Raw genomic sequence first — 14,656 nt, forward strand, 5'->3', positions numbered from 1 at the left:
GAGACAACGCACGCTTATTTGTTGGCTCTATCTGTGAGGGGCAGGAGCTCATGCAATCATGTCCTTGATCAAATAGGTACAGCGACGTCCTCCCTGAACGATGTGTTCGACGCGGTCGACGACGGTATTTTCGCCCAGTACTGACCTGAAAACCTGTAGTTCGGCACGGCAGAAGCCCTGACATGAGGCTGCAGCAGCGCAGATCGGGCAATGGTTTTCGATGAGTGCTAAGAAGCCGTCAGGCGTCTCTTCAACTTGCGCCATATATCCTTCGCTTGATCGCAGCGCTGCCAATGCGACAACACGCTCTTTCAGATCGTCAAGGCCGCTCATTGCTTGTTCGTACGCTTTTCGCGTCTCCTCTTCCCTCTTCAAAATTATGCTGTCGAGCGCATCTTCACCGAGAGAACTGCGCAGAATATCAAGCAGTTGTACCGTTAACGCTGCATGCGTATCGGGGAACCTAGCTTGCGCGGCAAGCGTCAGTTCCCACATTTGCGTGGGCCGCCCGACACCTGCCGAGATGTTCCGGGCGGCAACCAATCCTTCCTCGGCAAGCTTCGCTAATTGCTGGCGCGCGGCCTCTCCCGTTGTTCCAAGCTTCTTGCCCAGTGCTGCAGCCGTCAGACCGCCATGCATCTTAAGCTGCATCAGAATACGTTCCGCAGGGTTGCGCGGCGACCAGTTGCTATTTTCCAAGTTAGAGCTTGACATATTCCCTACAATGTTTTTCAAAGCGTATGCTTGTTTAATTATCGCTTGCGCCCATAAAACGCAAGATCAACTTCAATTGGAGCTTCTCCATGACTTTTGAACTGCCCTCCTTATCCTATTCCACTTCCGCGCTGGCAGGCGGCGGAATGAGCCAAGAAACGCTAGAACTGCATCACGGCAAACACCACCAGGCATATGTGACTGCGCTTAACGGGTTTGTCGAGAAGAACGATGATCTGAAGGGTAAGTCACTCGAAGAGATCATCCTGATGTCACATGGGCAGACTTCGCTTGCAGCAGTTTTCAACAATGCCGGCCAACATTGGAACCATATTCATTTCTGGAATGCACTTTCACCGGAAGGTGGAAAAATTCCAGGTCGGTTGGCAGCCAAGATTGATGAGGACTTTGGTTCATTTGACGCCTTCAAAGAGGCTTTCAAAGCCAAGGCAGTAGGGCAGTTAGGCTCGGGTTGGGCCTGGCTCGTTCTGTCCTCAGCAGGCAAGCTCGCGGTCACGAATACCCCTAATGGCTCCAACCCGATCGCAACCGGGGAAGGCAAGCCACTGCTTGGTCTCGATGTCTGGGAGCACAGCTACTACGTCGACTTCCGCAACCGTCGCCCGGATTATGTCAGCAATTTCCTCGATAAGCTTGCCAATTACGAATTTGCCGAGAGCAACCTCGACTAGCAAAAAGGTTCGCCGCCCTTCGCCCGTCGTTGGGCGGCATCCTAAATCCATAATCCAGGATCAGAAATGACCTATGTTGTCACCGAAGAATGTATCGCCTGCAAACACATGGATTGCGTTGAAGTCTGTCCTGTGGATTGCTTTTACGAAGGCGAGAACATGCTCGTCATTCACCCGGACGAGTGTATTGATTGCGGCGTCTGCGAACCCGAATGCCCGATCGACGCAATCAAACCCGACACTGAGCCAGGAATGGAATTCTGGCTTGAGCTCAATACAAAATATTCCGAATTGTGGCCCAACATTATTTCTATTGGCCAGCCGCCTGCGAATGCAGCCCAGATGCATGGTGTTGCCGATAAGTTTCGCGATCTCTTTTCTGAAAAGCCAGGGAAGGGTTCATGATGACGGCATTCAATCAATTTGAATTTCCGCAGAAATTCGCGCTGCAATCACCGTTGCGACCACTGGTGGGAAAAAGCTTGTTCCGGGATGGAATGGCGGCTGCGGCATCGACCGTCTGTGTGGTGACAACACGGCTGGGCGTTGAAAAGATTGGCCGCACTGTTACATCCGTCATGTCGCTATCAGCGGAACCCCCTGCCCTTCTCATTTCGATAGATGTCAGTAGCCGGGTCGTCGATCACGTCTTGAGGACTGAAGGGTTCTCGATTGCGCTCCTTGCACAGGGACAACAGCCGATTGCAGACGCTTTCGCAGGACACACGGCGTTAGAACGGCGGTTCGACAACGGTCAATGGTCCGCATGGAAGTCTGGCCACCCTCGGTTAAATGGCGCTTTGGCAGTTATGGATTGTACCTTGCTGGGCTCGATAGAAACACCGTCTCATGTGCTGTTTGCCGGTGGCGTGGTTGATATTGATCTTGATCAGCAACGCACCCCTCTCGTCTGGCAGCAGCGTCAATATCGATCGGTCACATGACCGGTTCTGGGATGCCCTCTCCCGTTTCTGTATATCAGCATGAGTAAGAACATGAGTTTTCAAACAGCGCCCTTAGACATTGCTTCCTCGTCATTTCCGATCCCATCTGGCGTGCTAGTTGAGACCGTCCTGTCAGTCACCCACTACACCAATCGACTGTTTTCATTCACAACCACCAGAGAGCCAACCTTCCGCTTTCGATCGGGTGAGTTTGCAATGATCGGGCTTCCAAATTCTACAAAGCCGATATTCCGTGCCTACTCGATTGCGAGCCCTGCATGGGAAGAGAAACTTGAGTTCTTTTCGATTAAAGTCGAAGACGGTCCGCTCACGCAGCACCTCCAAAAGCTCAGCGCTGGTGACAGCCTCCTCATTCGCCCCAAAACGACGGGCACCCTCGTCCTTGACGCATTGTTGCCCGGCCGCAGGCTTTGGATGCTTTCGACTGGAACAGGGATAGCTCCTTTTGCCAGTGTGATCCAAGACCCACAAACGTATGAAACCTTCGACCAGGTCATTCTCGTTCAATGTTGCCGCATGGCAGCAGAACTCGATTACGGATTTGATCTGATGGCAAGGATGAAAAGCAATCCAGCGATCAGAGAATTCACAGAGGGGCATTTTTCGTTCTATCCGACAGTCACTCAAGATGAATTTCGGCGGCAGGGCCGAATAACGCAGAAAATTGCGGATAGAAGTCTTTTCGACGATCTAAATCTTCCTCAGTTCTGCAAAGAACAAGACCGCATCATGATTTGCGGCTCGATAGCGATGACACGTGATTTGAAAACCATTGTTGAAAGCTTAGGTTTCGAGGAGGGTTCGAACAACGCGCCAGCTCACTTCGTTATTGAAAGAGCATTTGTCAGCTAAAACACACCCTAATATTCAGCCGACAATTGCTCAAAACGTTCTCCGTGTAACTCTCAACGCGGTGGAGGCGAGGGAAGCTAGACCCCACTCCAAAAAACTGAGATTTTCTTTTCCTACCAGTCGTTTCTGGTGCAACCGTATACCAAGTACCGCCGTAGTCGCACCATCAGACCATTGGAGCTGTAGAAAGCTATGGAGAATAGGCTCGACCTCCTGCGCGGATTTGTCAGCCGTACTTTTTATTGATTTATGATGACTATTCAATCCGTTAGCCGATTTCACAAGGTTCGTCCGCTCGCCGCTTTTAATCTCATTCTATAGACATTGGGTGTAAACGAGATAAAGATCGAAACAAATCAAAGAATCGATCCAGCCAATTTCGTGCTTTACTTAATACCAAGAAGGTTCGCGAACGTTACATTGGAACGTTTCCGCTTAGATTAAAATGCCTTCGAACTGCAGAGCAACAGCTAAGGCTTAAAGGCGGTTACAATCAATAAGGTCACAAGAAAAAGCTTATAAATACTAGCGGTTTTTTCTTTTGAATCACATTTATTGACTTCATAAACTCCGAGTTAATCCACGATGGGTTTGCAAGAAGAAATAATACAATCGCCTAATAGACATTCAGTTTTAGCGTTAACCTTTTGTTAACCTTAAATTCCTTGCAGCTCAGCCAGAATCGGAATTATAGTTGCGAAAATTTGAATGCCTGACGCTTTTTTGCGAAAGTGTCACTAGCTAGGACCTTAGTTCACCAAATGAACGAACACAATGCGACCCGTTTTGACCACGAAATCGCCAGCCAGGGCTCAAAAATCTCTGGCGCGCTCAACATGTTGCGCACACAACAATACCCGCCGGACGCCAGAAAGACACTTCGAAAGTTTCAACTGCCGGAGGTTGCAGATCTTATTGGCGTGACGCAGTCGCATTTAAGACAGCTACATAGCGAAGGCAAAGGCCCTGAAATCGAGGTGGTTTCAGGCCGCCGCTACTACACGGCAGAGCAAATGCTCGAACTGCGTGGTTATCTTGAAGAAAACAAAAAATCCGACAAGCGGGTTTATCTACCACGTCGCAAAGAAGGCGAGCCGCTGCAGGTCCTCTCTGTCGTCAATTTCAAAGGCGGCTCAGGCAAGACAACCACTTCAGCCCATCTCGCGCAATATCTTGCTCTGACTGGACATCGTGTTCTGGCGATCGACCTCGATCCACAAGCGTCGCTGACTTCGCTGTTTGGCATTCAGCCAGAGCTCGACGAGATTGCATCGCTCTACGAAGCTTTGCGCTTTGATGATGAGAAAAAGCCGATCGCCGAGATTGTTCAATCAACCAATATCCCTAATCTCGATATCGTTCCGGCAAATTTGCTGTTGCAGGAATATGAATACGACGTTCCGCTTGCGATCTCCGGGCGCAAAGGCGAAGAGGGACGCTTGTTCCATCTGCGTATCGTCAATGCCCTTAAAGAGATTGAAGACAAATACGATGTTGTTGTCATCGACTGCCCACCGCAGCTCGGATATCTCACCATTACAGCATTGATGGCTTCGACTGGAATTCTGATCACCATTCACCCACAGATGCTCGACATCATGTCGATGTCCCAATTCTTGCAAATGCTAGGCGGCATCATGACTTCTGTTGCAGATGCTGGCGCTGAAATTAAAGTTAAATGGTTCCGCTATCTTATCACGCGGTTTGAACCCACCGATATCCCGCAAGCTCAGATGGTCGGATTTATGCAGTCGATGTTCACGCAGAACATGTTGAAAAACCATGTGCTCAAATCAACGGCAATTTCAGACGCATCAATCAAGAAACAGACGCTCTACGAAGTGGAGAAGGGGGACTTCGTGCGTTCAACTTATGAACGGGCAATGGAAAGCCTCAATGCCTCAAACGGCGAAGTGGCAGAACTGATCCATCAGACGTGGGGGCGAAAATGAGTTTTTTGTCAGCCGTTTTTTCAGACGTTTTCCATCGAAATTTCAGTCAGTTAAACGAAATGAGCCGGAAGGATAATTTCGATGTCGCGTAAGAATCCCTTCGCCAGTCTCGATCTTTCGTCCATCAACAGTGATGCGCCGGCCGCAAAAAGCGGTTACGGCATGACAGGAGCTGCCAAAACAGTAGTTCGGTCCATTGAGGAGATGGCTGAAAACACCAAACGCCTTATGGACGGAGAAACGATTGTTGAAATCGATCCGCAGCTCCTGGATGTTTCCTTTGCATCCGATCGCTTATCGGAAGACGATGCTGAACTGATTGCGCTTCGAGATGCCATCAATGAGCATGGACAGGCGACCCCGATATTGGTCCGCCCTAATCCGCATAACAGCGAACGTTACATGGTTGTGTTCGGGCATCGTCGCGCTCGGGTAGCCCTTGATCTGGGGATAAGGGTAAAGGCCGTCGTCAAGAAGCTTGATGACCAGGCCTCGGCGATCGCACAGGGTCAGGAAAATTCGGCACGTTCAAATCTGTCTTTTATCGAGCGTGCGTACTTCGCTCAGAACCTGATCTCTAATGGCATGACCAAAGAAGTGGTCAAATCCGCACTTGGTATCGATGACGCACTTTTATCAAAGATGCTGAGCGTCATAGAGGCAGTGCCATCAGAGATGTTGATGGCACTAGGGGCGACAAAGAAGATTGGCCGCGACAAGTGGCTTTCGCTTCGTCAGATCATTCTCAACCCTGCACATCTTAGCGTAGCCCTTGAAAGGCTTGCCTCGGACGGCTTCATGGCTTTGCCGGAAGACGAGAGATTTGATGCGCTTCACGACTATCTGAAGAAGTATAGCACGCGCTCAGCAGCCAAGACGCCAGCAAAGAAGGCAGCGGCTGAAAAGACTTGGTCATCAGTCGATAAGGCTGTTCACGTGTCGATGAAACACAAGCCGAAGAGTGTGGCAATTGAACTGTCAAGTTCGGATGCGAAGCCGTTTAGTGACTGGCTCTCAGGCAACCTAGAGCGGTTCTACAACGAGTACAAACAGACAAACAAACACTGAGAACATTGGAGAATAACAGCAAAAGAAAAAGGCCCCCGATAACGTTGCCGTCATGGAAGCCTTCCTCAAGTTTGGTCGCTTAGAGAATCGCATTTCCATGAATCACTGTCAAGAGCATTAGGCGTCAATTTGGCGGGCAGTTTTCTTTTGCCTTATGAAAGGTGAAGGAAAATGCACATTCAGGAGAATGTAACGTCCACATTTCGTGGGCGAAGGATGTCGTTTGTCCAATTGAAAGGTTTAGCTGCAAGTAAATTGACAGGAACCTCAGTCAATAGATGGGCGATCTATAAGCAGCTTTGCATCGCCAAATCGGTCTTTGGCCTCAATGATCGCTGCCTTGCGGTGCTCAGCGCACTGCTTTCGTTTTATCCCGAGAATGATATCGGCTCAAAGTCAGGATTGGTGGTGTTTCCCTCCAACCGGCAATTGGCATTGCGCGCGCATGGTATGCCTGAATCTACGCTCCGCAGACACGTGGCCTCTCTCATTGAGGCGGGTTTGATCCTGCGCCGCGACAGTCCGAACGGCAAACGTTATGCCTATAAAACGCAAGCAGGTGAGATCGAAGAGGCTTTCGGCTTCTCAGTAGCTCCTTTGCTCGAACGCGCGTCCGAAATCGCAGCGGCGGCTGAACGCATTCAGGCGGACATTAAACTTCTCAAGAGAACGCGCGAACGTATTACACTCAAACGCAGGGACATAACGCAGTTGTTCGATACCCTCGATATCGAAAGCAAACGCGATCAATATCGCGAACTGCACGATAAATTTCGCACAATCGTCGAGGCAATTCCCCGTCGCGCATCAATCGAAGAACTTACAGCTATTCTGACGAGACTTTCCGCTTTGAGCGAAGAATTACTTAACTCTATGAATTTGTTGAATGATGTCGAGGAAATGAGCGTCAATCATGCTCAAAATGAGCGGCACCATAATGAATCACATCCTGAATTTCTTAAAGAAGATCAAAAAGAAAATTCTCATGATTTGATAGAAAGCCGACCAGCGCCTTTACACTCATTAAAACAACGTATCGATGTCACCATTGAACTCGTGTTACGAAGCTGCCCGGACATCAATGACTATTCATCAGCACCCATTCGGTCTTGGCGCGACCTTGAAGATGCAAGCGTTGTCGTTGCTCGCTGCCTTGGAATAGCACCCACCGCGCATAGGGATGCCATAACGTATCTTGGTCATGAGCACACAGCCGCGGTGATTGCTTGGATATTACAGTGCATTAGTAAAATCCGGTGCGCCGGCGCCTATCTACGCTCGTTGGTCGAGAAAGCCAGAACTGGGCGGTTTTCCATATCGCGCTTACTGTTGGAGCAACCCGCGAGTTCAACAGTTTGAGAAAGGCAAATGCTCAGAGACAAATGCCTTTAATCTAAGTTTTTTCTGAAATGCAAAAATGGTGCATCGTAGGATATCTCGAGAACAGGGGAGGGGGGGCGCGCTCGCTGCCTGATTTTAGAGCTATCCCCGCTTCACCGGACTATCGCTGACTGCAATCCTGATCCAGAGGGGTTTAAGTCGGATTGCCGGTTTCATTATCGTACGGGTTTACGCGCTCTTTTCTGATCCACCCTATGAGGATGATTTATTAACCATCTTTTTGAAAATGAAAGAGATGAGCGCGCTAACTGAAGTGAAATACGTCTTTGCTTGTGTTGCAGCGACCGTCCGAAATCGAGCAATGTAGGGAGCATTGAAGAGGGATAAAGCAGGCCGTTCAAGGATTTCGTTAAGGCACCGCAGCTGCAAGGAATTATCGCTCTCAACAACACGAATCTATCATTGATTGCAGCTTTTGAGCAATAATTACTTTGATCCCGCAATAAACGGGGAGCCGACATTCTGATGTCTGAGACGGTGTATTCTCGATCACAGACAAGTTGGAAAAGTTCCCAGCTGGGAACACATGACGGCAAACACCATTTAGAAAGGGAATGCGAGAAAATTCTCGGGAAGCCTTTTTGCTGCGGGTATAAATAAGTAACAGAGTCGAAGGTCTATATTGGCGTCTCATAGACAAATTTCGAAACTTCAACCCGAAGTAATTGCCCATCACTGAGTAGGTGCCCAGTTGCTCAACTCGGTGGGAGAGGCAGGGGATAGCACTTCGACATACGAAACCTGCATATCTCATTTTTTTCTCCACTATCCCACACAAGCAGTTCGCTTAAGCGAAAGCTCGGCTCATTGACTGTTAAATTCCGCCTATGAAGCTGAATTCTCTAGGTTCTCGACAAACAAGTGTAGGATTGCTTAAAAAAGTAATCTTGCTGGCAGCTCTGCGATTGAAGCCGTCGCGATTGATTTTTGGATGCGGGTCATGAACCGAAAGGATTTTGAAGATATGTCTACAGCGCTTACGGGACACCAAAGCTGTGATGTGAGGGCGCATTCCGATCGCGCCAATTATTCTTCATCATAGAGCATCATGTTTACCTCCGGGGCAAAGCAGATACCAAACCAACACGACGCGGGGCAGGGATCGTCCCACAACAGTGAAGCAATTGTTGAACTTGACGTTGGTTCAATCGTTCCTTCTCACATTCGCGATCGCTTCGATGAAACCTATGATCTGGACGCTATAGCTGAAATAACTCAGTCAATGAAATTGCGGGGGCAGTTAGTTCCTGGTCTTGTTCGCCCGATCCTCGGTCAGCCTGACCGCTTTCAAATCGTATATGGGCGTCGGCGGCTTGCCGCGGCTAAACTGATCGGTATTCGCTTCAAAGCGGCCATACGAGAATTGTCGAACGAAGAGGCGGTCATAATACAGGGCGAAGAAAATTCGGCGCGCGAGGACCTATCATTTATTGAGAAGTGGCTTTTTGCCGTTGAACAACAGATGAGCGGTTATAAGAGAGAAACGATTTGTGCATCGCTCTCAACCGGAAAGTCCCATGTATCTGAGATGATCAAAATTGGTTCTCTAATCGACAGGAAAGTTTTATTTGCTATTGGCAGGGCACCCGGTATCGGGAGAGGAAGATGGGAGATGCTGTGCCATCTTTGGCATTCCAAAGGAGACATTCTTAGTTACAGATCGATCCTTGATAGTGCAGAATTTAAGGCGTTAAGTTCGGATCAGCGGTTTAGACTGATACTACAGCGCCTCGGAGGAACTGTCCTCAATTCAAAAGTCAAACGCAAGATACCAGCAAAAGTTTCAACACAAAGCCGATGGTCAGCATTTGATCAGACTATCGACGTTTCCATTAAGAAAACTATGACACAGGCCGTTCTATCTATGGGATCTGCCGAAGGCGTGAGGTTTGCGGATTATATAGCTGGCCGGTTTGACGAGCTTTATGATGACTTCAGAAAGCGTGAAAAAAAATGATCGAAATTTTGTCTGTATGGTGTGGCTGTAACACTGGATTGAAGGCACCGTGAGGGGCGGAAATGGCGAGGTGAAAGCCGTTTCTTTTTCACCTCGATTAGACAGCGCTGAATTAGAGATAATGCTCCGCGAAGCAGAGCCCCAACGCAAACGCGCTCTATCGAGTAGCATCTGTTTGTCGGTGGCTTTCGGTTTGGTCGTCTCACGTGTCAGTTTTTTTGACATAGCGATTATTGGCCCATATGTGGCATTTATCGTCGTCAGCACACTTTTGTGGACTTTTTCAAATTCACTATGGAGGCGTGTCGCTTCAAGGATTGTTGCACCACTAGTCGGACGTTCTTATGGGCAGACGAGTTTTCTGAGCGGGTGGGAAGCTTTCGACTTTGAGGACTGGCTGAAGGATAATCTTGGGGCGAGCCAATCCCGATCGACCTCTTGGCAGACGGAAGGGGTTTATCGGGGCACTTCTTATCGCTTGCTTGAACAAGCTGTTCGCCAGCCTCGCCTGAATAGTAGCCGTACCGCAGAGGCACCGAGCTATCATTATCTTATTGAGATATCTGTACCACTTCGCTTTTCAGGTCGTGTTGATATAATACGCCGCACAGCTACGACCGACTTCCTCGACAGTTTTAAAAAGCATTTTCCAGGCACGCCGTGTCAGGTCGCTTCAGGAAATACGCTGTTTGACCAGGCTTTCGCAATCCATGTCAAAGATTGTGACGATCATTCGACGCTCCTCAGCCCCTTAGTTATGCGTGGCTTGTTAGCGATCACTCGGGAGAATGCCTCCTCTAAACTAAAGGTCTGGTTTGAAAACGGGTGGTTTAATCTGGAATACCCACTTGAGAACGAGACGTTCCAGAACATTTCGCTTCTAACGCCGATGCCATCGTTGAGCGGCTCTGCTGCAACAATTTGCTGGAATCTCACAATCGCTCAACGCTTGATTGACTGTTTCAAGGGCGACTATGATGGGCCTTTGCGCTGAGCCGTATTGAAGTGACCTGTTATACAGGTGCACGGATTCAGAAATTTGTATCGTATAAAGTTTGCAAATCGTCGATATATTTTAATAGCGCACTGAGTCCCAATTCCGTGCGTTGCGCGTAATTCGCAACGGTTTACTGCGCGCCAGAGCGCCTTCGTCGACCATACCCGCTGATCGCGGGTAGTGGTGGCGCGTAAGGCCTTTGGTAATGGTCAGATAATTTTCGGTGCATAAGCCACGCGGTTTCAAACAACCGAGCTACCACTTTTTTCCTGGCGCGGTTTGAGGGCACCGCGTAACCGGTCATAAAGATACGCCTTGGCAATATAGAAACGGGACGCGGCGAATTTCGATTCATCGGCAGCCGGAGAAGAAGCCACACCGGTTCGGCAATAAACTAGTCTGCAAAGCGATGGCGGTGCCAAGGCGCGGCGTGATTGTCAACATACGCTCTTATCGACCGCTGAGACTAAGCTAAGGTTACGGTGTCATCCGGCTAGAAGAACTGACCGGGCTTGACAGGAAGTGTTATTGCAATTTTCGAGGGAGCTAATTAACCACGTTTTAGTGATCAGAGTATTATTGGTTTTGGCTTGTACTTTAAGCTGATAATGGCCATTTACTTGGCGCGACAGCTGACGGGGCTGCCTAAACGATAATCCCAGCCCCTCGGTGAGTTATAATGCGCCTGCCAGATTTCAGCCTACGCCTGATCCGTTCAGCCTCGGCCTTATCCCTGATTTCGTCGACATATCTCGTTCCGCCGCTTGTCTTCGGCGGCGCTGCGTTGCTTCCAAACGCAGCATATGCCTGCAACTCCCCCGAGTTGGGCTCTGGGAACATCTACTGTCAGGATCCTGTTGCGACTGACTATTCCAATGTCGAGATTTCTACTGTCGGGGGCTATTCCAACGGCGTCGGCATCTTTGCCTTGGTGGGCGCCGAAATTCAGGTCAACGGCGGCAATGTACATACTAGGGGCGACGGAGCGGTGGGCCTGCTCATTTACAATGGCGGTTCGATCGATGGCCGCAACATGAGCATCGTCACCGAGGGCGGATGCGCCTACGGATACTGTGAGGGGGATACTCCCAGCTACTACCCTGCCGCTCACGGCGTGTCCGTATGGGGTGAAGGAGCCATTTCTTTGACGGATAGTTCGATCACCACGAGCGGCGAATGGGCCGGAGGTCTTGTGGTGATGAAGGGGGCGGGTGGTAGCACAGTCACTTCGGAGATCACCGCCACCAATGTAGACATTCGAACGCGGGGCGAAAATGCCGCTGCGATTATGGGATATGATTCGAACTACATGCCGCAGTCTGAGAACACGGACTGGGACAACGACCAGATCCGAGTGGTGGTGACACGGAATATCTCCGATTTCCAGCAGGGGCCTGCGAGCCGGAGTTCTGTTTCCGGTGGCAAACTCGTTTCGGAGCAGGGTGACTTGATCCGCGGCGATGGTGCTAATCTCGAGGTCAACATCACGGACGTGGGCACGATTGTTGCCGGGAGTGGCATGGTCGTACGCTCGCTGGCTGCGGCCGCCGGTGAGGGCAACGCGGCGGTGTTCGGCAGAATCAACACCAACTTTAACAATGTCAAAGTCGTCGGTGATGTCTACGCCGAGACCGAGGAAGAGGGTGACGAAAGACTGGGGATCCAGCTACAGGGGGAGCCCTTCGTTGGCGTAGTGCGCGGCGATAGCGTGGCCGTTGTCAATCTAAACAACTCCGACTGGCAAGGCGCAGCAATTCGCGCCAGCGAGATCGCCGTAGACCCTAACTCGCGCTGGCTGATCACGGCGGATTCGCTCGTCACAGATGCAGCGATCGCAACCACCGCCGTGACCTATCCCTATTGCTACGAGAATTGCCCGCCGAACGAGTTTACCTATGAGCAGGTCGGGCTTGGCATGACAAGTAATCTGGGAGTGATCGAGTTCGCGGATCCGTCGGTCAATGGTTTTAAGACTCTCACGACGGACAACTATGTCGGCTCGGCCGGCAGCACTTTAATCTTCAATACTGTTCTCGGCGACGATAATTCGGTGACGGATATGATGGTGGTGAGGGAAGACACGGCCGGCACCACCAACGTGATTGTGCGCAATGCTAGTGGCAGTGGCGCGCAGACAATCGCGGACGGCATCAAGATTATCCAGGTTGACGGCACCTCGGCTGGCCAATTCAAACTAGTTGGGGATTATGTCATTAACGGCCGCGAGGCGGTCATCGCGGGCGCTTATGGCTATACGCTTTGGAAGAACGGCGTTGCCGATCCCCAGGACGGCGATTGGTATCTGCGCTCCCAGCTCTGGGAGGAAGATGAGGGTACCCCCCCAAATCAGCCGGGCGTTCCCAGTACCCCCCTGTATCAGCCGGGCGTTCCCATTTATGAAGCTTACCCGCAAGTCCTTCTTGGCCTTAATGGTTTGCCCACGCTGCATCAGCGCGTCGGCAACCGCTATTGGAACGAACCACCCGTACCCATCGAAACTGTATTCTGCAAAGACGCGAGCCAGAACTTTCGCTGCGCCGTTACGCGCGAGCAAAAAGGCTACTATATGGACCGACAGTCTGGGTCAAAGATGGACAAGAACGGTGTATGGGGCTTCATCGAAGGCACGCGTTCGGAATTCAGCCCAGATGTGACGACCAGCCAGACTGACTACAAGGTGAACATCTGGCGTAGGCAGGCTTGGATGGCGTCTTCCATGAAGGTGCATCGGGCAACCTGACCGCCGGCATTAATGGCCATTTTGGTCGCGCCTCCGCCGACGTCGCGTCGGTGTTCGGCAACGGTAGCATCGATGCTAACGCCTATGGCGTGGCTGCGACCGCGACTTGGTACGGCAAAAATGGTTTCTATCTCGACGGTCAGGGACAGTTGACCTGGTTTAGCAGCGATCTCTCCTCGGATATCCTGGGCGAGTTGGCACATGACAACCGGGCGTTTGGCTATGCGCTTTCGATCGAGGGCGGCAAGCGTATCGACTTAAGCGAAAGTTGGATGCTGACACCGCAGGCTCAGCTTGTCTATTCGAGCGTTGATTTCGACAGCTTCACTGATCAAAGCGGCGCCCATGTAGCTCTTGACCGCGCCGACAGCCTGTCTACCCGCCTCGGCTTGGCAGTCGAGCACCAGAATATATGGAAGAACGCGGATGGCCAGGTTGAGCGCATCTCCGTACATGCGATCGGAAACCTCAACTATGAGTTCCTAGACGGCACGCGGGTGGACGTCGCGGGCACCGGACTCCTCGCAAAGAACGACGAACTGTGGGGAGAGCTCGGACTGGGCGGTACCTACAATTGGGATGACGACCGGTACTCTCTCTATGGGGATGTCGCGGCTAGCACATCGCTGGCGTCCTTTGGCGATAGCACGACACTAAGAGCGAGAGTCGGCTTGCGGAGCCAGTGGTAAGTTCCGCGGTCCCGTCCGTGGCCCGTCGTCCTGTCAGCTTGCATGACGCTCAGGCAAGGGGGCTGCGGACGCAAGTTATGCGCGGTGTCGCCATAACTTGCGTTAGGATGTGCTGAGTCATTCGCTTCCGTTTGCTTAGCGGCACATGAGTATTATCGAAACGGATATTAAGACCATTGTGGTGCCGGAGTTTGACCTGCGGCATAACTTTTCGCCGGGTTCGTTTCCGAGTGATACGTTGCTTCGTCAAAAGAAGGTTCAGCAATCACCTTGCTGCCTTTTTAAAGAAGGTTCTGAATGCTGTCGTCAATTACACACCGGTCCTGATCGACGGCTGGCATAGCAAATGATCCATCAAAAACCAGGATCAAACATTAAATTTCGGCGAACGGGGAATGCAGAACATTTCGCCCTGACGCGAAGTGCAGCATAGCTAAATTGGTTCGTGCGATTGATTAGACTGGATTGCTCGGGCGTTGAAATTGTTTCCCAGCTTTAGCAAAGCCGATGCGAGACCTGAGACCGCCTATGGCCGACCTAACCATGTAATTTGAAATTCTCGGACTTAAGGTTGGCCGTTCCGACCAATCTTTAGGCTGTTCCGGTCAATGAGCCTGCTATAGCGCGCA

Annotated in this window: 12 protein-coding genes; 11 read left to right on the top strand and 1 reads right to left on the bottom strand. The window is 50.8% G+C overall.

The features are described from left to right. Positions 1-48: 48 nt before the first annotated feature. The gene (locus QSJ70_RS21950) at positions 49-651 is read right to left on the bottom strand and encodes a helix-turn-helix transcriptional regulator (RefSeq protein ID WP_285539612.1); all 603 of its coding nucleotides are present in this window, start codon (positions 649-651) and stop codon (positions 49-51) included. Between the two features lie 152 nt (positions 652-803). Between QSJ70_RS21950 and QSJ70_RS21955 the strand changes: the two genes are divergently transcribed. The 11 genes from QSJ70_RS21955 to QSJ70_RS22005 all read left to right on the top strand — a co-directional run bounded on the left by QSJ70_RS21955 (position 804) and on the right by QSJ70_RS22005 (position 14,027). Beyond that, entirely contained in the window at positions 804-1,406 is a 603-nt protein-coding gene (locus tag QSJ70_RS21955) for a superoxide dismutase (RefSeq protein WP_285539614.1), read from the top strand. 66 nt (positions 1,407-1,472) lie between these two features. Further along, on the top strand, positions 1,473-1,811 hold the full coding sequence (fdxA, locus tag QSJ70_RS21960) for a ferredoxin FdxA (protein WP_285539616.1): 339 nt from the start codon (positions 1,473-1,475) through the stop codon (positions 1,809-1,811). Then, the gene (locus QSJ70_RS21965; RefSeq protein ID WP_285539618.1) at positions 1,808-2,350 is read left to right on the top strand and encodes a flavin reductase family protein; all 543 of its coding nucleotides are present in this window, start codon (positions 1,808-1,810) and stop codon (positions 2,348-2,350) included. Before fdxA ends, QSJ70_RS21965 begins: the two co-directional genes overlap by 4 nt. Positions 2,351-2,389: 39 nt before the next feature. Further along, the gene (locus QSJ70_RS21970; protein WP_502871709.1) at positions 2,390-3,223 is read left to right on the top strand and encodes a ferredoxin--NADP reductase; all 834 of its coding nucleotides are present in this window, start codon (positions 2,390-2,392) and stop codon (positions 3,221-3,223) included. A 761-nt stretch (positions 3,224-3,984) separates the two neighbouring features. Then, entirely contained in the window at positions 3,985-5,175 is a 1,191-nt protein-coding gene (gene repA / locus QSJ70_RS21975; protein ID WP_215781191.1) for a plasmid partitioning protein RepA, read from the top strand. 81 nt (positions 5,176-5,256) lie between these two features. After that, the gene (gene repB, locus QSJ70_RS21980; protein WP_285539622.1) at positions 5,257-6,243 is read left to right on the top strand and encodes a plasmid partitioning protein RepB; all 987 of its coding nucleotides are present in this window, start codon (positions 5,257-5,259) and stop codon (positions 6,241-6,243) included. A gap of 171 nt (positions 6,244-6,414) precedes the next feature. Further along, positions 6,415-7,602: a plasmid replication protein RepC gene (gene repC / locus QSJ70_RS21985; protein WP_285539623.1), complete on the top strand. Its 1,188-nt coding sequence runs from the start codon at positions 6,415-6,417 to the stop codon at positions 7,600-7,602. A gap of 1,090 nt (positions 7,603-8,692) precedes the next feature. Then, positions 8,693-9,601, top strand: coding sequence for a plasmid partitioning protein RepB (gene repB, locus QSJ70_RS21990; protein WP_285539624.1), 909 nt, complete (start codon positions 8,693-8,695; stop codon positions 9,599-9,601). A 70-nt stretch (positions 9,602-9,671) separates the two neighbouring features. Next, positions 9,672-10,595, top strand: coding sequence for a hypothetical protein (locus QSJ70_RS21995; RefSeq protein WP_285539627.1), 924 nt, complete (start codon positions 9,672-9,674; stop codon positions 10,593-10,595). 682 nt (positions 10,596-11,277) lie between these two features. Next, a complete protein-coding gene (locus QSJ70_RS22000) occupies positions 11,278-13,338 on the top strand; it encodes an autotransporter outer membrane beta-barrel domain-containing protein (RefSeq protein ID WP_285539629.1) in 2,061 nt (686 codons plus the stop codon). Further along, positions 13,299-14,027: an autotransporter outer membrane beta-barrel domain-containing protein gene (locus QSJ70_RS22005; protein WP_285539631.1), complete on the top strand. Its 729-nt coding sequence runs from the start codon at positions 13,299-13,301 to the stop codon at positions 14,025-14,027. Before QSJ70_RS22000 ends, QSJ70_RS22005 begins: the two co-directional genes overlap by 40 nt. Positions 14,028-14,656 lie beyond the last annotated feature (629 nt).

Origin of the sequence: Brucella sp. NBRC 12950 (assembly GCF_030268145.1) — a bacterium.
GTDB lineage: Bacteria > Pseudomonadota > Alphaproteobacteria > Rhizobiales > Rhizobiaceae > Brucella.

Excerpts from the sequence above, each read along its gene's own strand:
- repB (WP_285539622.1), top strand. The coding sequence starts at position 5,257 with ATGTCGCGTAAGAATCCCTTCGCCAGTCTCGATCTTTCGTCCATCAAC.
- repB (WP_285539624.1), top strand. The coding sequence starts at position 8,693 with ATGTTTACCTCCGGGGCAAAGCAGATACCAAACCAACACGACGCGGGG.
- QSJ70_RS21970 (WP_502871709.1), top strand. The coding sequence starts at position 2,390 with ATGAGTAAGAACATGAGTTTTCAAACAGCGCCCTTAGACATTGCTTCC.
- repC (WP_285539623.1), top strand. The coding sequence starts at position 6,415 with ATGCACATTCAGGAGAATGTAACGTCCACATTTCGTGGGCGAAGGATG.
- QSJ70_RS21955 (WP_285539614.1), top strand. The coding sequence starts at position 804 with ATGACTTTTGAACTGCCCTCCTTATCCTATTCCACTTCCGCGCTGGCA.
- QSJ70_RS21965 (WP_285539618.1), top strand. The coding sequence starts at position 1,808 with ATGATGACGGCATTCAATCAATTTGAATTTCCGCAGAAATTCGCGCTG.
- QSJ70_RS22000 (WP_285539629.1), top strand. The coding sequence starts at position 11,278 with ATGCGCCTGCCAGATTTCAGCCTACGCCTGATCCGTTCAGCCTCGGCC.
- QSJ70_RS21950 (WP_285539612.1), bottom strand. The coding sequence starts at position 651 with ATGCAGCTTAAGATGCATGGCGGTCTGACGGCTGCAGCACTGGGCAAG.
- fdxA (WP_285539616.1), top strand. The coding sequence starts at position 1,473 with ATGACCTATGTTGTCACCGAAGAATGTATCGCCTGCAAACACATGGAT.
- repA (WP_215781191.1), top strand. The coding sequence starts at position 3,985 with ATGAACGAACACAATGCGACCCGTTTTGACCACGAAATCGCCAGCCAG.